Here is a 21,325-nt window from a genome sequence, read left to right on the forward strand (position 1 = left end):
TTAGTAGTAATATAACCACTCTTCAGACGGAAGACTAATTTTTAAGTTGCTTTTAATTTTTTGATTTATAGTTTGTTAACAGTTTTGTGTGGCTTGGATTTGACGATAAATTGTTCTTCCATGAAGAAATATCTTTGTCAGAATAAAAATTGTCAACAATTTTTAAAATTAATTCCGCGAAATCCTTCAGAATGTTTTTATAAATGAAATTCGCCAGGTTCTCCAGTTCTTGATCAGAAAGATGATAGTCGCGAACTATAAAATGCATGTACCTGCCCTTTGACTCCCTAGTGGTGTTTTGAATATACTTTGGATGATTAGAAAGAAGCTTTTCGATCTCCAGATAGCGTGCTTTGTCCTCGTCCCACAATTCCAGGATAATTTGAATATGTTTATGACCTTGCATTAAATCACTTGTAATTATAGTGATATATGAATGAATTTTATTTTGTTCGTCCCAAAAATTCCTCCAATCTGTTGAATTTCCATGTGAAACCCAGCCCAATTTACCGGCAAGTAATTCGAATTGATTATTTATGAAGGTATTGGCAGCAGCAGTCGTTTCCTGAATTTTTAGAATTTTCTGTGCATGTTCGAAGTAAAATTTCGCTTGTTCATCCATGGTATAGTTCGTTGAAAATTGATCAATTGTATTTACAAAATCCGTAATATAAATCGTGTATTTATTTGAAAGATGAAAAGGTATCCCTTTTTCCTTCACTTTTTGGGTCCATTCAACATGAGTGATATTGATGAATGTTTCTTGGTTCGCGTCAGGAATCTTGTGAGGATATGGTGTTAATAGAATGCCAATTTTATGATCTTCAGAACATTGGAAATGATTCCAATAGTCTGTTAAATCATTGTTTAAATGATGAAATATTTTGTTTTCAACAAGAATTACCTGCTCACTCAATCTATCCGTGATTACAATATCGATTCTCCCATTTTTTGTAACCACTTCACACGTTGCGAAAGGATCTCCAAATGAAAAAAGTCTTTTTGATTTTTCTTCAATTAAATCTGTTAATGCGTCCATGAACAATTCACTCACTGCCTTTTCCTCACAGTTGATGAAATGTGCGTAGATTGAGCTATTGATATTTTCGTGGTATTGCTTTTTGATGATTTCCAGGAATCCAATAGGTAGTTTTTTGGATTCCGGGATATCAAGGGTGAGGAGATGTATCATAACAGAGATTCAATTTTTTATATCGGAAGTTAATTAAGTACTTTTTTGAAGTAAGAAATCAAATCCGAAATCAACCGTTCTTCTCGTTCGATAATGTCTTCCTTCACCCAGTCTGTATTTTTATGGTTTGCTAATTCAACAACGTTGGCAATATTAGATTTGCTATAATGTGTTTTCTTAGCATTAAAGTATCCATTCCCAGCTTGAATGTTTAATCGTTTCTCAAACAAGATCTTATTTCCGAATTTTTCTAAATAATTTTTAGCATCAATCTGTTCCCAACCGTTGTAATTGGTATTTTGCCATTTTTTAGGGAAGATATGTTCAATATCATGACCATTTGGAATTAGATCCATTTGGTGCTTATTTTGATAGGCATGTAGTAAGAGTAAAGATCTTGTTATTCTCGAATACGAATATATAGGAAGGCGTTCACGTAACTGATCGTCATTTATTTCCCTGGTAAAGCTATGATCTTGTGAGTTAGCAATATAAATACAGTGTTGGTAGATTGAATCTTTTATTGCGTTTACGGAAGGATTTTCAATAAAACGCACTAGCAGGAAAGCTTGTAAGTTTTCAAGAAATTTCGGAAAATTATCATTAAAAGTTGAAGTGCTCCTATTTATCAAATAATAAACTGATACAATATATTTCCAATATTCATTTGGATAGGTACTAAGAATTTGAAGTTGCTTCCAAGTATAAATATTGAAATCAACAGATATGGATTCATGTTTTTCATTCTTATTGATATATAACCAAAAAAGAGATAGATCGATAATGTTTGGCATTAAATCAGGGTGATGTAGCTTTTCATTTTTAATACCCCCCGTTTGATAAAACTTACGAAGTGCAATTTCTTTTGATTTATCTCCATTTACTGCGCGAATGTAATGTGAATAATATCTGAAAATGTCATCAATTGTAAGGTCTGATTTTTTACAAACTTCAGTCAAATCTTTCCATTTTTCGTTGAAGGCATATTTCTCATCTGAAGAAGGTTTAGATTTATAAATTTCTGATTTGAAAATGTCGGAATCCGCTAATGGCATGCCGCGATCATTTAATGTTGAGAAGATACGTAAAGCTGTATCAGGAGTATCGCATTCGATGGGTAAAATAATACAACGTTGTAGAATAGTAACACATAACTCCTGCCACTTAATAGGATTCAATGAAGCATATTCTTGACACTTAGTTAAAAAGAAATTATAGTTAATGGAATAGCGATCTTTCTTCACATGAGAAAGATGTCCAGTTTCAAGAATTGTATGAAATGTGTGGTTATCATCATCTGTTGCTACTTTTGACTCAATATGGGTTTTCTTTTTGTCTTCTACCAATTGAGAAATGGAATCTACATCCCAAATGCAAGGTGCAATTTGTCCCATTAATCCATTCACTCTTGGGTCGGATGTCATTTGTTCTAATCGGGTGTAGAATGCTCTTAATAGTAGAAAAAAAGAGGTTATCCGTTGTTGTCCGTCAATAATGTCGACCTCTTTATCATTGTCCTCACTTTTATAGGAAACAATTGTACCTAAATAGTATTCTTGTTTTTGAGAAGTGTCTGATTCATAAAAATCAAGAATATCCTGCCAAAGAGTTTCACACTTTTCAATGTTCCATTTGTAAGGGCGCTGGTATTCCGGAATAATGAATTTCTTTCCTTGCATATCAGTAAATAGTTTTCTGATATCCTTTCTGCTTACGTTAAGTTCTGCCATGATTTATATTATTTTTATATAATGATTGTTAATTGAGGTATCGTGAACAACAGGAAATAAATTAGTGAAGTGTTGAACAATTCCTATTAAAGGATGTCCGTATCTTCCACCAGCTGAAATAACCGCATCCGAAGCTCCAGGGATATCAATAGTATTAATTAATTGATAAGTTCCTGCATTTCCGCCATGATGAGGAACTACAAAATTGAATTTAGTGTTAGTGCAATTTGGAAGTACATAATTCATTAATTGTTCATAATAGTGGTCTCCCGGAAAAATAAAATCATCATTTTGTGAATGAATAGACAAAACCAATCCTCGTTTATTTCTGTTATAACATTTGGTTCCTTTGTATATTTTTAATACACTGCTGTCGTAGATATTCGTTAATCTATGGGCTTGACCATTACCAACAACTTGTTCGCTCATGGTTATCGGAATAACCTGGGAATGTTGTACTAATCGATTGTATACGCGTCGCGTAGTTTCATTCTCGATTCTTGCAGGAACAATACAATACTCAAATAACTGTATTTGTTTATCTGTTAATGAATTTATACCAATATAGTGGTCGGTGTCCCAATGACTGATAATTAGTATTTTTCTGATTTCTGCTTTGTCTATTCTTTCTAATATTTCTCTTACCCGCCGTGCTCTGATAATGCTTTTTAATAATCTTCCAAATACCTGGGAAGAGGATGAGCCGAAATCATAGGTGATAATAAGTTGATCGTCAAACGAAATCTCATTCCAATTTCCCTGCCCCACATTATAAACACCAATATGGATGTTATTGTTCGTTAGTTTATCAAACAAATTTGAAAGAAAACTATTTAATGCTAAATTATTTGGAGAATCTGTATTTTGAACATAACGTGAATAATTCAGGGCACGATTAAAGTACAAAGGGCTTTGATACGTTGCCTTGAAAGCAAGATATGTCGCTCCAAATTCTTCATCTTCTTCAACTGTAATCCAATTAACGTTCGTCATTAATGCATCGGGTAGCTCGTAAAAGCTACCTTCCCTGGGCGTTCCATATTTTTCAAATGAAATATAACTTATTTCTATCATTGACTTATTCTCAGGAAAAGTCAGTTCTGTTCGACGGATAAAATTTTCCTTTGATTGTGGATCAATGGTGAAGTCGAAAATCATGGTATAAATAAATCTACCTGCTTCCTTTCCAATTTTCTCCAATCTTTCGATAAAGACAACAACTTCTCTATCTATTCCTGTTAGGTTATTCATCTTAAATAGTGGTTAATTCGGTAATAGGGAAGATGCCATAGTTCAATTCAGTTTTATCCCCCAAACATGCAAATTCCCCTTCAACCCACAATCATTTTTAGTTGAAATCTTCCCGGGTAACCATCATTTTCAGTATTTACCACATTTTAAACTTCTCAAAAATGTGGTTTTCCGAATCTAAAATCCCTTCCTTTTCCTTTTCAATCCGAAACGATAGGAACCTCACTTTAACTTCCCACACCTGTAACCATTCTAACCCTCCAAAAACCCATCCTCCAACCCCAAAATTCCCTCCGCCGACCCTCCCGTATGGGTCAAGTACGGGTCAAGTATAGGTCAAGTACGGGTATAGTATCAAAACGTTATTCCTCTAACAAATCACACTATTCTTAACAAGTTAACTGGTCGGCCCAGGAAAACCCGCCAGGACTGGGCTTACTAGAGATGACTGCTCGTTACAAACATCGCTCACCGAAGAGATAGGAAAGTCAAAAAGACTTCAACAAACGGGGCAAATTCCCGCAGCCAATTCCTTTTCAAAACCTGAATTCATTACACATAAATGCGTATTAGATAAACCGAATTTATATGCCGAAGTGCTCCTCTGCCGGAAATTAAACATTTGTCTGCCGAAGGCGGACACTTAATTACTCTTGAACATCCCCGAAATCTGTGAAATCTGCGTGAAATAAAATGAGTTCACCGAAATCTGTTCCTCCGTAACCAATACCGGCCCTGAATCTTCTCGAACCCGCAGGGCACGATTTTTGCTACCACCCACAGATTTTTTTGCTGTCCCGGTAAACCTTTCGGTCGCAAAACAATCCAAGCAGTAAACAAACCCATTTTATGCAAATTCGCTTCATACTAGTTACACTTCTCACATTGCTTTTTGCCCTCGGTGGCTACTCACAAACACAACTTTCCGGGAAGGTGCTCGACTCCAAAACCTCCGAAAAACTCATGGATGCCCGCGTAGCATTGTTATCAGCGGCAGATTCCTCCGTGGTGAAAGCAGCCAATACAGACGAGAACGGGGCCTACACACTTGACAGTCTAAATCCCGGGAATTACATCCTCAAAACAACCCTCTTCGAATACGTCGACCAGTTCCGGAACGTAACGCTTCCCGAAGAAGATACAGTACTCGATGTCATCCTGAAAACCGATACGAAACTCGAAGAAGTAACCGTGGAAGCCAATGCGGTACGCGTCGAGCAAAAAGGCGATACCACGCAGTATAATGCGGATGCCTATAAAACGAATCCCGATGCGACGGTGCAGGACCTCATCACCAAAATGCCCGGAATTACACTCGAAAATGGCGTGGTGAAAGCGCAGGGAGAACAGATCACCAAAGTGATGATCGACGGACAGGAATTCTTCGGCGATGACGCAGCAGCGGCCATGAAGAACCTGCCGGCCGAGATCGTTTCGAAGATCCAGGTCTACGACCAGGCAAGCGACCAGGCAAAGTTTACCGGTATTTCAGACGGGAACGAAGCGAAAGCCCTGAACATCGTCACGAAAGCGGGGAAGAATAACGGCCAGTTCGGGAAGATCTATGCCGGTTACGGAACCCCCAACGATTTGTACATGGCAGGTGCCAATGTGAATTTCTTCAAAGGAACGCGGCGTTTCTCCATCGTGGGAATGTCCAATAACGTGAACCAGCAGAACTTTTCCACCGACGATATCCTGGGAGTAACAGGTTCTACGGCAAGCTCGCAAAGCAGGGGAGGGCCGGGTGGTCCGGGCGGACGAGGTGGTTTCGGTGGTCCGGACAACGAGAACTACCTGGTTTCACAGCAAAACGGGGTGAGCACCACTCACGGACTGGGCCTCAACTTTTCCGATAAATGGGGAAAGAACAAGACAACGAAAGTAACCGGAAGCTATTTCTTCAATGCATCGAACACGAAAAATTCCCAGCAAACAAACCGTACCTATGTGCTCTCTACAACAGCCGGGCAGGTTTACAGCGAAGACTTCCTGTCAACAATGAAAAACGCCAATCACCGCCTGAATTTCAAGTTCGATATAGCACTCGATTCCATGAACTCCTTGGTGATCAACCCGAAAGTGAGCTACCAGGGAAATGAAAAAGCGCAAACCACAGATGGAACTACGGCCGATGCAAGCAATGTGCTGATCAACCAGATCAATAATCGCACGTTCAACGAAACCAAAGGGTTGAATGCGAGTACGAGCGTATTGTGGCGTCACCGGTTCGCAAAGCCAAGACGTACCTTCTCGGCAAATATTACCGGTACATACAACATAAAAGAAGGCGACAACGGACAGCTTTCTTCCTCGCGTTACTACGACGAACTCGGCCAGGATTCACTGGCGGAAATCGATCAGCATACAGACAATAATACCAATGGTTACGGGGTAAACGGACGTTTTTCCTTTACCGAACCGTTGAGCAAAACATGGTCGAGTGAGTTTTACTATGCTCCGGCCTATACGGTGAGCAATGCAGACAAGCGCACCTACGATTTCGACACGGTAACGAATTCCTATTATTTCATGGATACGACCCTTTCGAATGTCTTTGAGAATCAAACGATCGTGAATGAAGGAGGAACGAATTTCCGTTTTCAGAAGAACAAAGTAGGATTGCAGCTGGGACTAAGTTACCAGAATTCACTGTTGATGAACGTGCAGGAATTCCCGACCAATCGCGATGTGAACTTGTCCTTCAATTCCATCCTGCCGAACGTACGTTTCAAGTATGATTTTACCAAATCGCGAAGCCTGATGCTGAACTACCGCGCCGGAACTCGTAACCCCACGATTGATCAGTTGCAGAACGTGATCGATAACTCGAATCCTTTGTCTTTATCTTCCGGAAACCCGGATTTGAAGCAGCAATACAATCACCGCGTATTCGGTCGTTTCAACAACACGAATATTCAGAAAGCTACAAACTTCAACATCTTCTTCGGAGGGGAAATGAACCAGAACTACATTTCGAACGCAACCATCATTGCAACAAGTGATACGGTCGTGAACGGGAATGTCCTGTTGCTGCGCGGAGCACAATTTCGCCAACCGGTAAACCTGCAGGGAAGCTACAACGCCCGCACCACGATCTCGTATGGTTTCTCCTTGACGAAGCTGAAACTGAATCTGAATTTCTACCTGGGAGGAGCGTATACCGTGGCACCGGGATTGATCAACAATGTCGTAAACAAAGCGAAGACTTCCAATGCGAACGGAGGTCTGACCGTTTCCAGCAACATCAGCGAGAACCTGGATTTCACGGTAGGTTATACCCTGAATTACAACAACGTGGTAAACACCCGCCAGAATGTGGCGCAGAACGAATACTTCGTACACAACGTGAATGCCCGTTTCAACTGGATTATCAAAGAGCGTCTGGTGATCAACAGTACTTATTCCGTGAATGCCTATGCCGGTCTGGGATCAGGTTACAACCAAACGATCATGTTGTGGAACGGTGGAATCGGTTACAAACTCCTGAAGAAAAAACAGCTGGAACTGCGCGTTTCCGTATTCGATATCCTGAACAACAACAACAGCATTACGCGTAACGTTACCGAATCCTACATCGAAGACGTGAAATCGAACGTGTTGAACCGTTACTACATGGTAACGCTCACTTACAACCTGCGCAATTTCGGAACGAAAGCTCCCGAAACCAAAGAAACAAAACCGGCACATGAAGGTGGAATGGGAGGCCCGCCGTTCGGCCCGCCAACATATTGATTCATAGTAAAAACGTAGGTCTGCGATTAATCGCAGACCTAAAAATATCAACAGGGCTTAAAAAAATCGTCGTTCGTACATTTCAAACACGAAAGGATTTTATCCAGGTAATCCAGCGTTAAATTGATTTTCCCGGTTTCAATTTTTGAAACATACTGGCGGTCCGTATGTAACAGGTCCGCCAATTGTTGCTGCGTCAATTGCTTTTCCATCCGGTGTTTTTTTACCAGCAGGCCTACGAGTATTTTAGTACTTTGCATCAAACCCGGACGATCGTTTTTCCGGCACCTTCGGAGTGTTGCAATGCCTCGTGAATAGCTTCAAACCGGAACTTTTCACCCATCCTGGTTTTAAAATGAGGCTTGACCAGCAAACGGCTGATATCTCTCAGGGCTTCTTCCAACTTTTCCGGGTCTTGGACGGTTGTCGTTCTGTAATTATTGAAACCTCTGATTGTAAGACCCTTCATCAGAAGGCTGGTATGAAAGGTTAAAGGAATTCCTCCTCCCAGCCACCCGTAGGCAAAGATGGTAGAACCGAATGGCAGCAGGTCAATGATGTTATTCAGAACAGCTCCGCCGACTCCGTCAAATACCGCAGTAGCCTGCAAATCCTGGGCTTTTTGCTGAAATAACTGCTTGAAGTCGGGTTGGTCCTGTACCAGGATATGCGTTGCTCCCAATGCTTCCAGTTCTTTTCTCCCCGCTTCGTTTCTTACGATGGAAATAATCGGGAAATCGGATGCCTGGCAAATCCCCAGTAAAGCAAGCCCGGTAGCTGAAGTTCCTGCCGTAGCGATCAGACCTTGATGGCCTTCTTCGCGTGCCTGTTTGAAAAATCCGTAGGGTGTAATGATATTGACCAGTGAAGCTGCATATTCTTCCGGGTCCAGGCCGTCGGGAATGATGGCACATTGCAGGTAATGCAGGTGTGAATACTCACTCCAGGTCCCGATAGTATCATCGTCGAATTGCAACGAGCGGTAAATGGTGACGTTTCTTCCCTGGTATTCGGCTGGTACTCCTTCACCGGTTTCAACAATGGTTCCCACACCGCTGACTCCTGACAGGTTATACTTACTCTCGGGAATCGTGCCTTTGGGAAACACGCCGTTGATAAAAGCGTGATCTCCGGGGTTGATTCCAAAAGCCAGCATTTTTACAACGACATGCTCCTTGCTGGCTTTAGTGGGTTGCGGAATGTCGGTTATTTCAACGGTGTGATTGCCCGTTACTTGAATTGCTTTCATGTGTATTCTTTTTGAATGATTGGATTATTTGTCTAAATAGTTGGGCGGATATAACACCTGTCCATATTTCCGGGAAATTTCAATAGCTTTTTGAATGCTCTCCTCGTCCGGGTGAGCGGGAGCTAAAAACTCACCGGCTTTCACGGGAGTTCCCACTTCTTCAAAAAACTCGTCAAGGCCGGCCGGAACCACCGTGCAGAGCATGTGAGCCATTTGCTGGCTGGTGTTTTTAAAACAGTGTATGGCTCCGCCTTTCGGAATAGTCACCAGGTCGCCCTTTTTAGCAATGAATTTCCCTTCTTCCGTACTGAATTCCAGTTCCCCTTCCAGGATATAGAACGATTCGTGAATGGAAGCATGTGCATGCGGGGGCGGTCCGCCACCCGGAGGTACCTGCATGTCAATGATGGCATATTCTCCGTTGGTTTGCTTCCCGGAGATAGCGATGCGGTACGTATCACCTACTAAAGAGATGTGATTTCCCTGGTTTTCATGAATGATGTTGACGTTGTTTTTCATAGTTATATGAGTTGGATGAATTTGCTGGATACTGTCTGTCTTGGTTTGGGCATATGCCCCGGGTCCGGTTAATGGAAAAATGATTCCGATGACCCCTAGTTTGAATATTGTTTTCATAATTGGTTGTTTTTTAAATAGATTGGTGTTGTTTCTTGTGTAATGCAAAGATTGGTTACCACGCGGAGAGAAACTTGTATCAGATCACTGTTCTGTAATCTTGGATTGTGCCGTTTTAGTTAAATTCAACGACCACTTTACCCGCAAAACCGCCTTTTTCGGCATACTGGTAGGCTTCTTTGAAGGATTCTAATGGAAATACCTTGTTGATTTCTACCTGCAGCCCGTTCCGGATGGCATCCAGCAACAGCTCCATATTTTTCTGCGAAGGGGCAGAGAGGACTATCACATGTTTCTTGCGGGTAAACAGGTTTTTGAAAAGTGATAAAGGAATTTCGATAGGCTTGGGAGTAGGATTTATAAACAAGGCGCTGGCATTCATAATTTGCTTCGCGTTTTTATATCCCATTTTGCCCGACAGATCGATCACGATATCGTACTTGTTTTTTTGAGTCAGGACATTCACTTTGGAATAGTCGATCAGCGTATCGGCGCCCCATTCTTTTGCATACTTCAGGGTGTTGGAGCCCGCAACGGCACTGACCTGTGCGTTTTGTTGTTTCAGCAGCTGAAGCAGGAACATCCCGAAACCACCGGTTGCACCGTTTACCAAAATCGTGGATTGAGAAGAAATCTTCCCCATTTTCTCCAGGGCGGTCGCGGCTGCGGCACCTACTATCGGAATGGATGCAGCCTGGGTGAAACTGATATCAGCCGGTTTTTTCCAAAGAGTAGCCGGGGTCACAGCCAGGTATTCCGCCGATGCACCGTCTTTCATGGTATTTTTCACCGTACCGAAAACTTCATCTCCTTTTTGAAGACCCGTTACGGAACTTCCAACCTCTTCAACGATCCCGGAAAAATCAGCTCCTGTATGTTTCGGAAATTTAGATCCCGACATGAGCTTCATTTCGCCCTTTCTGATTTTCCAATCCATCGGGTTAATGGAAAATGCCTTTACTTTTATCAAAACCTCATTGGATTGAATAACCGGTTTTGCTTCTTCGATTGTTTGGAGAACATCCGCGTTCCCAAACTGCTTATAAACGATTGCTTTCATCTTTATACTGTTTGAATGACAGTACAAAGTTGAGGATCGCCCGGCTAGAAAACTTGTATCAAATCACTGTTGTGCTTCAATGCCTTGGGTGGCATCCCGAACATTTCATACATGTATTTGTTCAATTGCGGAAGGTCGTAAAACCCGCAATCATAGGCAATATCGGTCAGTGTTTTCTCCTTGTCGGATAAGGTCAGGTAAATAGATTCGCGCAATCTTGTCCAGAGTAAATACTTGGAAAGGCTGCTGCCGGTTTGTTGTTTGAAAAGCGAAGCCAGGCGAGAGGGAGACAGGAAAACAATGTCGGCAAATGTTTGCGGTGTGATATCCTGCTGAAAAGAATTGGCTTTGATGTACTCCACAATTTTGGTAACCCGTTCATCGTATTGAACCGGCTCCTCTTTTGACAGTAAAGCAGACAGGATAGGCTGGATGTCCGGATTTTCTGTACCGGTTTGAAAAAAATCGCTGATTTCAGCTGCAGAACCAAAAACAATGGAATCCTGGTCCTTCTGAAACCGGCTTGCCAGATCCAGACCAACAGTGGAATAAGGTTCGATATTCAAAATGTTCAGGGTTCCTTTTTCGGCAATACAATGGTGCTTAACCTGCGGTTTAATCAGAAATCCATGGATATGTTCACACAAATTCCCGTTAATGGTCGACGTGAAAGGATTATCATTGGACAATACAATCTGGTAAGCCGAATGCCTGTGAATTTCCACCGAAAGATTACGGGCTTTCAGTGCCAGAACAAATGGGTTATGTGTTTGTGTTTTCATAGGCTAATGACTTCGTCCGTCATCAAATATAAGGGCAAAAATCATTCATGTTGTAACCTTGGTATGACTACACCTTGAAACCAGGTCAATAGACAGATGTCTATCCATCTTTGAAAGCTTTACTGTTGGATTTCCCAACTAAATATGTGTGTGTTGTCTGATACTTTTCAATCAGTTCTTTTAGGAAAAGATATTCTTTCTTTACTTCCGGCAGATTCTCCAGCATAATATCCGGATCTTTCATGTTCACGCCCATATTCTGACCAAAGATGCCGCCGGTTGTGATAATGGGTTCGGTCTTACCGATAACGATGTAACCGAAGTTTTTCAGGTTTTCGTGAAAGCTGAATGCCGGGAAGTTCTCGTAAAGCACTTCCTGGAGGATTTTGTGTTTTTTTTGATTGTAAATAACCAATCGGTCGTTATAAAAGAGGTATTGAAGTTGGGAAAGCCGGAGTTTTTTCAAAAGGAAGATGTTTACCAATAGAGAGGAAGACATTGCAAAGACTACGATTCCGAAAATGAAAGTTGAAAGTTCCGGATTATGATCCTTTTGTATACCCATGATGCCTGTAGCTATCATCAGAACAGACATGCAAAAAATCGGGATCAAAACCAGCAGTCGCATGAAAACTGCAAGTGTAAAAGGCATCCGTTTAAGCGGTGAAAGTATTTTAAGCGGTTGTTCCATGATCAGCCAAAATAGTATAAATACCGATCAGTAGAGACATAAAATGTTACGTCCCTACTGATTATGATTCGATAGTATCGTTATAATTCGCAATTGGCAATTGGCAATTGTGAATACGACATTCGTTAAACCATTTTCTCCGGAATCACCCACTGATCAAACTCCTCAGCGGTTAAATAGCCCAGTTTCACAGCCATTTCTTTCAGGGTCGTTCCTTCTGCATGTGCTTTTTGCGCAATCTCAGCTGCTTTGTAATAACCGATCTTCGTGTTCAAAGCCGTTACCAGCATCAGGCTGTTGTCGACATGTTTTTTGATGTTTGCTGTAATCGGTTCGATTCCCACCGCGCACTTATCGTTAAAGGAAACACATCCGTCAGCGATCAGTCTGGCAGAATGCAGGAAATTGGCAATCATGACCGGCTTGAAAACATTCAGTTCGAAATGCCCGTTTGCCCCGCCGATATTGATGGCTACGTCGTTGCCCATCACCTGTGCTGCGATCATTGTCAGGGCTTCACACTGCGTAGGGTTTACTTTTCCCGGCATGATGGAAGACCCAGGTTCGTTGTCCGGAATATGGATTTCCCCGATCCCGCTTCGTGGTCCGGAAGAGAGCATACGCACGTCGTTGGCGATTTTCATCAGGCTCACTGCAACGGTTTTCAATGCTCCGTGTGCCTCAACGATTGCGTCGTGTGCCGCCAGTGCTTCGAATTTGTTTTCCGCAGTGATGAATGGCAAGCCCGTTAAGTTCGCAATGTGTTTCGCTACGTTTTCCGAATAGCCCGGAGGCGTGTTGATCCCTGTTCCTACGGCTGTTCCGCCCAGAGCCAGTTCGCTCAAATGCGCCAGCGTGTTTTTAATAGCTTTCAATCCGTGGTTGAGCTGGCTCACATATCCGCTGATTTCCTGTCCTAACGTAAGCGGAGTTGCGTCCATAAAATGTGTGCGTCCGATCTTCACCACGTGCATGTAGTCCTTGCTTTTTTGAGCCAGGGTGTCGCGCAGTTTTTCAATTCCCGGGATCGTTTTTTCGATCAGGATCTGGTACGCGGCAATGTGCATGGCAGTCGGGAATGTATCGTTGGAAGACTGCGATTTGTTAACATCGTCATTGGGATGCAGAACTTTTTCCTTGTCGGTTAAAGCTCCGCCGTTGATCACATGTGCTCGGTAAGCAATGACTTCGTTTACGTTCATGTTGCTTTGTGTTCCGCTGCCGGTTTGCCAGATAACCAAAGGAAATTGATCATCCAGTTTTCCTGCAAGGATCTCGTCCGCTACCTGGCCGATGAGGTCTGATTTTTCTTTCGAAAGCACACCTGCATCCAGGTTAGTCAAAGCCGCTGCTTTTTTCAGGTAGGCGAATGCGCGGATGATTTCTTTGGGCATCTTGTTGATGTCCTGTGCAATTTGGAAGTTTTCAATACTTCGTTCGGTTTGGGCGCCCCAGTAAGCTTGTGCCGGTACTTTTACTTCGCCCATTGTATCTTTTTCAATGCGGTATTCCATGGTGTTTTAATTGCTGTTTATCGGGCTAAAATTAGCACCCGTTAAATTACGGAATAATCGCTTTTTTGAGTGATTTTTGGGAAAATTTAAACTCAAAGTACACTGAGCGCAGTCGAAGTGTGAACTTTTTAAACCATTTCATTGGTACTGGTTATCTTAAAAATCCCTAAAGCTCTTTTGATACAAACTATTAAGTCCGTATCTTAATAGGTACTTATTTGGTTTACCAGCCAGAGAATCCTGCTTTCAAGACTTAAAAAAGTCAGGACATGGGTATACGCATAAGTTTGGTGTTTTTGTTGGTTCAGTTTGCAGGGTTCGCGCAGTTGGCAGATTCTCTTTATGCATATCAATCTTTTCACCTCACCTGGGAAAACGATATTTTCACGGCAAGCGACCGGTATTACTCCCAGGGAATTTTCTTACAATATGAAAATCACAACCTGGATTTGAAGTGGCTCAATCCGTTTTTCCTGCCGGTTCCAAATTTACACCGGACGCTGAAAACAGGAGTTGATCAAAGGGGATACACACCTTCCACCATTCAGTCGGATACTTTTTTAACCGGCGACCGACCTTACGCAGCAACGATTACTTACGGCGCACAGTTTTTTTCAAGGAGCCTAAGCAGGCACTATACCTTGAACTGGAGCTTTTTTGCAGGCTTTATCGGGAAACCTGCTTTCGGGGAATACACCCAGAAGACCGTCCACAAATGGATCAACAGCCCCAAGCCGAAGGGATGGGAATACCAGCTGAATACAGGGTTTATTCTCGACATGAATATCGGGTACACGAAATTGTTTTTCACCCGGAGCAGATGGCTGCGCATGGAAGTAGGCGATCTGCTAACGATCGGGAACTTAACGAATGACATGCGTATTCGTGGCGGATTGAAACTGGGATACATCGGGAATCGGCGGCAGTTTTACCTGTATTACACCCCCGAATTACGGATCGTCGCATACGACGGAACCTTGCAGGGAGCCATTTTTGTAAAACCGAGTAAAGCGGCCATACCTGCCGGTTCGATCGAGCGATTCGTTTCGGAACAGCAGATCGGGATTTACCTGAGATACAAACCATTTTATGCCACCGCCCATTTCCATTACCAGTCCCGGTTGTTCAAATATGCCATGAATCACATGTGGGGCGGGATATCGATCGGTTATATCCTTTGGGATAATCAGTAAGGGCGTCCCGGCTAAGTCAGGACGCCCGGCGCGTTAATATTTAACGGTAAATGTATAACTTCTTCCGCTGCTGCAAAGGTCCGTGTAAAGAACCAGTGTCACAAAATAGGTTCTGTGCGGATTGCTGTTGTCCAACACCAGGTTTCCGTCTCCCTGGTTAAAGGTGACTGAACCTGCGGCCGTAGAAATGGTTTTTATAAAAGCACCGCCCAAATCGTCCTCCAGGATAACATCCATGTGATCAAACGTATGTCCTGAAGGCAATGCTCCCGAAATCAGGTCTGTCAGGGTAATGCTTCCATTGGGATGAGTAACGGAAGTGATGACGTGGTTAGCAAGCGGGTTGATAGCCGTACCATTATTGTCTCCGAATGCTGCCATACCTGTCAATAATGCCAGATCATCGCATGGAGTGTAGGTGTAACTGATCGAATAACTGGTTTCGTTTCCTGTAGAACATTCGTTGCTAATCAATTTCACATTGACTGTGTAATTTCTGCTCGGATTTGAGTTATCCAGCACCAATCCTCCGTCTCCGTTCTGGAAAATCACGGAACCTGTTGCTGCCTGGATTGTTTGCGTAAAGGTATTCCCCAGGTCGTCCGTAACGGTAATATCCGTGTGATTGAATGTTTGCCCGATTGCCGCTAAATCTGCGATATCGGTAAACTTGAGTTGTGTCGGGTAGGCTACGCCGTTATTGATATTCCCGGAAACCAGCGGAATAACACTGCCGGTCGAATCTTCTAATTTTACCAGGCTGGTTATCTGTTTCAGATCGTAACAAGGACCGGCCAGATAAGCCATCGTAAAACGTTGAACAGCTCCGTTGACCGCAAAATCGGTAAACAATTTGGTCTGAACGGTATAAGTCCTGTTCGGGTTTGATCCGTCCAGTTCCAGGCCACCGTCTCCCTGATAAAAGACCACATGGTCTCCTGCATTGGTAATGGTTTGCATATGACTGTTCCCCAAATCATCCGTTACGGTGATTTCTATTTTCACAAAGCTGTTATGCCCGGCAGGCAATGGCCCGTTTAAATGTGTAAAGGTCATGTAATCCGGCTGGCTGGCCCCCGAAATAAAGGAGGCCGAATTCAATACGGACAAACTATTGCCGTTTCCATCGTCATAGCTGAGAACACTGTCGATTTCCTGCAGGTCGGAAGCTCCCTTGGCCAGGGTCAGTTCAAACTCCGACAAGTTAAAGAGCCCGGAGGAATTTTCTACCTGGACACGGTAACGGTGATAAATCGGATTGCCGTCTGCATCTACCCGTGGTAAAAGTACTGTTTCCGGGTATCCGGTAAAGTCAGGACCTGATAACGGAAAGGTAGGCGGGTACTGCATGTCGGTTGATGTAACCTTGGTACTGTAAAATTCAACCCAGTTTCCGCTTTCGTTGAGCTTTTGTAAACGATACGTACCGTTGTAACAGGTCGGTTTCCACTTCAGGATTACGTGCTGAAGCTCTGTCGGTGTTGAATACCCGTTTTGAGAAGTCAATACCGGTGCCGGTGGATTTACCACATCCACAATGAGTGTTTTTGCCACATTGGAAGGCAGTGAAGGAAGGTCTACAATAACGGTTGGAATAGGAGTTGCCGGATTTAGCTGAGGCGCTAAAATAACATCTTCCACATCCTCTATTTCACGGATGGCTACTAACCGGTAATGCAATTCTTCTCCATAAGGAGGGAATGTCAGGTCGGTAAAATCATCAATGAACGGATCTCCCCAATTCAGGGATTTCGCTTTTTTCATCGTTCGGATACTTAAGGCGTCCGTTTCATTGAATGCCCGGTAAATTTCCATTTTCGAAATTTTTTCGATTTCCGGATAATCATTGAGCTCAATGGCAATGGATGACGGAATGCTTTGAATATCGTCGCGTAAACGGGTAACCAGTTTTTTGATCTGTGGTTTCAGCGGATGCGCTGCATTGACCATCAATACCGGACCAACCGGCAAACTGGAATCACTGAACTTGAATTTGTCATCCATTTCCAGTGCCCGGTAGAAATACAAACTTTTGGATGCGCCGTCAAGCGTGTAATCCGTATATCTCAGATAAGTATCTGAACCATTGGTGTATTTCCGGATCATCGGGAAAATATCATTGGTCTGAGGATCCAAAAGATTTCCGAAGTTGTCACGCATTTTTGCTTTTACGGCAGATGTCTGCTTACCTGTTTTCAGATAATTGTACAAAGGCGGTTGTTCATTCAGCGGGATAAAGGCATCTTGTATTGCGCTCTTTAAAATGGCTTTTGCTGTCAGTGGTTTTCCATAAACGGTAAAAGTTTGGTGCAGCGCAAAATTAAAGGAAGCATCAAAGGGATAAACAAATTTTCCGTTCGGAGGGGGATTGGTAGTCCCGAATGCCTTATTGGATAAGTATGAAAGGTAAAAATCCGGATTATCGGGTAGTGGCCAGGTAAACGAACCTGCGCTGGTGGTATAAGTCACAAATCCGGGGTTCGATCCGCCACCGTTTTCTCCTTTAAACAGGATTTCCCACAATAAAGGATCGTATTTCGCCTTCGGATCGGTTAACGCATCCAGGTCGTTCCAGATCGCTGTTTGCGTGCTCTTGGTGTAAAGAATATCAAGAAGCCGGTCTTCACTGGCTTTGTAAAAGACTACGCTGTAGGGAACTCTTCCGTTGGTGGTGTCCAGTTTCGTATCGAAAGTATAGGTTCCTTTCCCGTAAAAATCCGGACGTGTCGCATACAACGGTCCTGTAGGCTTGGCCGGTGGAAGCGGAACGGAAATTTTTTGAGCCAGCAATACCACCGGACTAGACAGGAATGATTCGTAATCATTTTTAACGTCGTAAGAGCGGATACACATGTATGTTTGCCGGTTTCCTTCATTCGGATCCGTGAATACAGGCAGGATTTCAGAACTGTCAAAATTGATGGTGTTGGGAGCAATCGGCGCTCCGGTAACAGGATTCAATCCGTCATCTGCTGTGATATAGAGTTTATAAGACGGATGATAATTGACTTCCTGGGCAACATTCAGATCCAATGTGTAAATATCTGCTCCGGTGTTGTTGGTCGGTTCACTTTTGGGAACAAAACCGGGATCCTGGATAATGACGGATAAATGACCGGTTCCGGTATTGGCCAAATCTCCGATAAAACTTACCGGATAAACCTGCATGGTGTTCGATACATCTCTTAGTCTCACCGTCCCTTTGTACCAGGATATTTCCGTATCCGGGTGTGGCTGCAGATCGTAATTCTGGAAATCCAGCTGGATGAACCCTGTACCTTCTATAGTTGATGGATTGGGATTGGAAGTCAGCAAAGGAGTAAAGCTTGCCAAATCATAGATTCCGCCTGCAACAAAACGGGAAATACTGCCGTCCGTTTCGGTGTGGTATTCACAATGCGCCAGGTTTATCTCTGCAGTTACATCTCCTGAAATAACAAAGGTATTGGTGAGTTGGTCGATAATGGATATATTTCTCGTTACCACCACTTCAATGATACCATCAACTGTATTACTCGGTATATTAGCCACCACCACTCTGGTTTCGCCAAGTGTAAATATGCTCGACTGGACGGTGTATAACTGATCTTTGAGCTTACTTCCAAATACCCGGAACGTAGTTCCCGGCATGAAATCGGCCAGGGAATTTCCATTAAATGCAAAATAGGAAGACGAAGCAAAAGGAGAAACTACGACTGAAGTGATTTTATACTTTACAGCATATTCCAGCGTAAGGCCTCCCGGCGAAGTGTTAGTGATCGGTTGCACAACATCCACGAAGGTATCGCCCGAAACCAGGTTTACTTCTTTGATATCGAATACGACTTTTCGCGTAGGTGATGTGCGCAGGGTTATTTTGGCATTGTTATAGAATTTTTCGAGATATACCCTGCGGCTGTGTTTTAAATTCCAGTTGCCCGGATCGCCCATGTTTTCCACGGCAAAGAACAATTGGCCTACAGCCGGTGATTTGAATGTTTCATTGGATACGAATTGGTTTTGGTTAGTCGGATCAGGTGCCATTGCGGTCACTGCTTTGATCTGTTTTACCACAAAAGTCGGATTTGCACCACCGGAAATAACGTTTTCAATGACGAAATTATCTTGCCCGTTATTGAAAAAAGCTCCGGCAAATTTCGGGGTATCAGTCGGAGAAATAACCGGTGAAACGGTTGTGGCCGGGAACGTACTCGTAATTTGATAACTCGTTGTGGTAATCTGGGCTCTGTTTCCCGGCAGCGTTACCACGGAACTGATTTTCCCTTTAATCACAAGTGGTTCCTGTCTGCGGAAAAACATTTCGGCATAATCCGCATACTGATGTGCATGATGATGCACATGGTTCCAGTCAAATGTAGTTCTTACCAGTGTTTTATCCGGTGTGGATACGGATGCCAGAAGCTGCTGCTCTGCGGGAGTGGTGAGAATAAGTGTTTTGTCGGCAATCACTGCTTCGGCAGGATCTTCATCCTGGATCAATTGTACGGCAAAATTAAACGGAGGCAATAAATTGGTTTGCACCGGAAAAGTTGTGGTAGCCGAAAGTGTATTGCTCAGAGGTGAAACCCGCGAAAACCAGTTGATTGCATAAGCACTGTACTCGTGAACTCCTTCTTCTGTTTCCTGATGCGTATAAATTTGGGGAGTTCCGCCTTCCAGGATAGGCATTGTTTCCGGGGTGTTGGCCAGATCCCTGTAGTCGTTGTCATGACTGATTTCCGGTTTTCGATAACCCGCTTCATTGATTTCCTTGTATTCCAAACCATAAGCAATCGGCTGTGTTTCATCGCATAAACAAAATTCCGTGGGCTCAATGTAAAAAGGACCGAAAGGCTTTTCAAAATTGTAGGGGCCGCGATTGATATTGATGAAACGTATATTCCCGAAAGGTGCATATCCCTGTGCATCGGTCAGTAAAGTCGGTTGCGAAGTTCCGTTGGGAACAGAAATGCCGTAAGTCAACGGAGTTAAAGTTGGAGCAGCCGGAAGCTTGTAATCGGTTTTGCCGATAGGGCAGGTCATGTATAAATGCGCTCTTCCCTGTTCATCGGTATGCGGTGCTTCAAGTCCTGTATAAGTGAGGTACTCGAAACAGTAAACGTACCTCTCATTTTCCTTCGGATGAACATCCAGGTGTCCTAAACCCAATACACGTGCGATGTGATAATCAAGTGACATCAACCGGATCATGTCCACGTAACTGATGTCCTGGGTAGACGGATCATCCGGGATATCGGATGGAATGGCTACCAAAGCGCGTTCATCCGTTGTACTCAGTTTCATGTAGGTATGCACAAAATGCTGCAGGCCTTCCGGGTCATTGGAGCTTTCATAGATCGGATCAAATGAGTAGCCTGGCCGTGACCACCTGTTCCAGTAATTCGTTTCATTTACGGTGAATTCCCGGGTACTTTGATCGTCCTCATTGAATTTGGGCCAGAACAGGGCCGCTTCGTTCATCGTATTGAACTCAAACCGTTTTTCTGCCAGGTCGTTATCGGTGGTTAATGAAAACCGATCAATCAACTCCCAATTTCCTTCTTCTGCTTCGTTGTTTACCCCTTCGATGAAGTATTCGTAGCAGTAAATCCGGAGATCATACCATTGGGCATTCGCATAATCAAAACGGGTGTACTGGATGTTTTCACAGGATACTTTGGTTGTTCCCATCACAGTGAATTTTTTCCGGCAGGAAACCTGTTTGTTGGCTGTGTCACCGGAATCCGGCAAAGTCACAGACTCTACTCGCAGGTATCCCGCTGATTCCGCCGTTAAAATAATCCCGTATTCTACTAAAAAAGACAGTTTACCGGGAGTTTCCACTTCAACGATGCCGGTATAGGCATTTAGGATTTGAGTAAGATGAAGGCTCCCCGCGGCAGCTTTTGCCAAATCGTAAAGAAGTGCGTCCATGAACCTTATGATTACTTCTGCACTTTGGCCCGGCAGGTTAGTTACGGATGTACTGAAATGCCATTCCCGCTTATTGCCGGTAATCCGTTCTTCCGGTACATCCTTTTTGAAGTCGACCGAGAGGTAGTAATCCTTCCTGAAAGTGGTCCGGTAGATTTTAATGAAATCGTTTTCCCGGTTGAATCCAAGCGAAGATTGATAAGGATCTGAAAGGGTGTAATTTCCTTTCGCCAGGTGTTTATCTCCCAAAACTTTCAGGAAATCCCAGCGAAGATGCACTCCAGGAAGTGTATGGTCGGAACCGTCGGAACCTGCGGCCTGTAAATAGGCATATGGTGTTTGAAAAAGAGGATTCGTGATAATATCAACTTTTGACATG

At 43.3% G+C, this 21,325-nt stretch carries 13 protein-coding genes; 2 read left to right on the forward strand and 11 right to left on the reverse strand.

Annotated features, from left to right (window positions below; all coding sequences use genetic code 11):
• Positions 1-52: 52 nt before the first annotated feature.
• Genes ABDW02_RS01165 through ABDW02_RS01175 form a run of 3 tightly spaced genes read right to left on the reverse strand, consistent with a single transcriptional unit; the run spans position 53 to position 4,173 of the window.
• On the reverse strand, positions 53-1,192 hold the full coding sequence (locus ABDW02_RS01165; protein WP_343631310.1) for a hypothetical protein: 1,140 nt from the start codon (positions 1,190-1,192) through the stop codon (positions 53-55).
• A gap of 29 nt (positions 1,193-1,221) precedes the next feature.
• A complete protein-coding gene (locus tag ABDW02_RS01170; protein WP_343631312.1) occupies positions 1,222-2,922 on the reverse strand; it encodes a DUF262 domain-containing HNH endonuclease family protein in 1,701 nt (566 codons plus the stop codon).
• A 3-nt stretch (positions 2,923-2,925) separates the two neighbouring features.
• Positions 2,926-4,173, reverse strand: coding sequence for a hypothetical protein (locus ABDW02_RS01175; protein WP_343631314.1), 1,248 nt, complete (start codon positions 4,171-4,173; stop codon positions 2,926-2,928).
• 849 nt (positions 4,174-5,022) lie between these two features.
• On the opposite strand from ABDW02_RS01175, the gene ABDW02_RS01180 reads away from it, so the two are divergent.
• Positions 5,023-7,908: an outer membrane beta-barrel protein gene (locus ABDW02_RS01180; protein ID WP_343631316.1), complete on the forward strand. Its 2,886-nt coding sequence runs from the start codon at positions 5,023-5,025 to the stop codon at positions 7,906-7,908.
• Positions 7,909-7,955: 47 nt separating this feature from the next.
• Here the strand turns inward: ABDW02_RS01180 and ABDW02_RS01185 are convergent, their stop codons facing one another.
• The 7 genes from ABDW02_RS01185 to fumC form a co-directional block, all read right to left on the reverse strand.
• On the reverse strand, positions 7,956-8,168 hold the full coding sequence (locus ABDW02_RS01185; protein ID WP_343631318.1) for a helix-turn-helix transcriptional regulator: 213 nt from the start codon (positions 8,166-8,168) through the stop codon (positions 7,956-7,958).
• The gene (locus ABDW02_RS01190) at positions 8,168-9,157 is read right to left on the reverse strand and encodes a zinc-binding dehydrogenase (RefSeq protein ID WP_343631320.1); all 990 of its coding nucleotides are present in this window, start codon (positions 9,155-9,157) and stop codon (positions 8,168-8,170) included. The genes ABDW02_RS01185 and ABDW02_RS01190 overlap by 1 nt, the downstream gene beginning before the upstream one ends.
• 24 nt (positions 9,158-9,181) lie before the next feature.
• The gene (locus ABDW02_RS01195) at positions 9,182-9,793 is read right to left on the reverse strand and encodes a cupin domain-containing protein (RefSeq protein ID WP_343631321.1); all 612 of its coding nucleotides are present in this window, start codon (positions 9,791-9,793) and stop codon (positions 9,182-9,184) included.
• A gap of 115 nt (positions 9,794-9,908) precedes the next feature.
• On the reverse strand, positions 9,909-10,853 hold the full coding sequence (locus tag ABDW02_RS01200) for an NADP-dependent oxidoreductase (protein ID WP_343631323.1): 945 nt from the start codon (positions 10,851-10,853) through the stop codon (positions 9,909-9,911).
• 44 nt (positions 10,854-10,897) lie between these two features.
• Positions 10,898-11,635 carry an AraC family transcriptional regulator gene (locus ABDW02_RS01205; protein ID WP_343631325.1) on the reverse strand — a complete coding sequence of 246 codons (738 nt, stop codon included), beginning with the start codon at positions 11,633-11,635 and terminating at the stop codon, positions 10,898-10,900.
• 100 nt (positions 11,636-11,735) lie between these two features.
• On the reverse strand, positions 11,736-12,326 hold the full coding sequence (locus ABDW02_RS01210; protein WP_343631327.1) for a hypothetical protein: 591 nt from the start codon (positions 12,324-12,326) through the stop codon (positions 11,736-11,738).
• 125 nt (positions 12,327-12,451) lie between these two features.
• Positions 12,452-13,840, reverse strand: a complete 1,389-nt coding sequence (fumC, locus tag ABDW02_RS01215; RefSeq protein WP_343631329.1) for a class II fumarate hydratase — start codon at positions 13,838-13,840, stop codon at positions 12,452-12,454.
• A gap of 269 nt (positions 13,841-14,109) precedes the next feature.
• Here fumC and ABDW02_RS01220 point away from each other — a divergent pair, with 269 nt between their 5' ends.
• Positions 14,110-15,033, forward strand: coding sequence for a lipid A deacylase LpxR family protein (locus ABDW02_RS01220; protein ID WP_343631331.1), 924 nt, complete (start codon positions 14,110-14,112; stop codon positions 15,031-15,033).
• A 33-nt stretch (positions 15,034-15,066) separates the two neighbouring features.
• Here the strand turns inward: ABDW02_RS01220 and ABDW02_RS01225 are convergent, their stop codons facing one another.
• Positions 15,067-21,324 carry a hypothetical protein gene (locus ABDW02_RS01225; protein WP_343631333.1) on the reverse strand — a complete coding sequence of 2,086 codons (6,258 nt, stop codon included), beginning with the start codon at positions 21,322-21,324 and terminating at the stop codon, positions 15,067-15,069.
• Position 21,325: the final 1 nt, after the last annotated feature.

It is taken from the genome of Fluviicola sp., from assembly GCF_039596395.1.
Classification (GTDB): Bacteria; Bacteroidota; Bacteroidia; order Flavobacteriales_D; family Crocinitomicaceae; genus Fluviicola.

Coding starts and splice junctions, on each gene's coding strand:
- fumC (WP_343631329.1), bottom strand. CDS start 13,840: ATGGAATACCGCATTGAAAAAGATACAATGGGCGAAGTAAAAGTACCG.
- ABDW02_RS01185 (WP_343631318.1), bottom strand. CDS start 8,168: ATGCAAAGTACTAAAATACTCGTAGGCCTGCTGGTAAAAAAACACCGG.
- ABDW02_RS01170 (WP_343631312.1), bottom strand. CDS start 2,922: ATGGCAGAACTTAACGTAAGCAGAAAGGATATCAGAAAACTATTTACT.
- ABDW02_RS01220 (WP_343631331.1), top strand. CDS start 14,110: ATGGGTATACGCATAAGTTTGGTGTTTTTGTTGGTTCAGTTTGCAGGG.
- ABDW02_RS01195 (WP_343631321.1), bottom strand. CDS start 9,793: ATGAAAACAATATTCAAACTAGGGGTCATCGGAATCATTTTTCCATTA.
- ABDW02_RS01165 (WP_343631310.1), bottom strand. CDS start 1,192: ATGATACATCTCCTCACCCTTGATATCCCGGAATCCAAAAAACTACCT.
- ABDW02_RS01225 (WP_343631333.1), bottom strand. CDS start 21,324: ATGTCAAAAGTTGATATTATCACGAATCCTCTTTTTCAAACACCATAT.
- ABDW02_RS01200 (WP_343631323.1), bottom strand. CDS start 10,853: ATGAAAGCAATCGTTTATAAGCAGTTTGGGAACGCGGATGTTCTCCAA.
- ABDW02_RS01205 (WP_343631325.1), bottom strand. CDS start 11,635: ATGAAAACACAAACACATAACCCATTTGTTCTGGCACTGAAAGCCCGT.
- ABDW02_RS01190 (WP_343631320.1), bottom strand. CDS start 9,157: ATGAAAGCAATTCAAGTAACGGGCAATCACACCGTTGAAATAACCGAC.
- ABDW02_RS01180 (WP_343631316.1), top strand. CDS start 5,023: ATGCAAATTCGCTTCATACTAGTTACACTTCTCACATTGCTTTTTGCC.
- ABDW02_RS01210 (WP_343631327.1), bottom strand. CDS start 12,326: ATGGAACAACCGCTTAAAATACTTTCACCGCTTAAACGGATGCCTTTT.
- ABDW02_RS01175 (WP_343631314.1), bottom strand. CDS start 4,173: ATGAATAACCTAACAGGAATAGATAGAGAAGTTGTTGTCTTTATCGAA.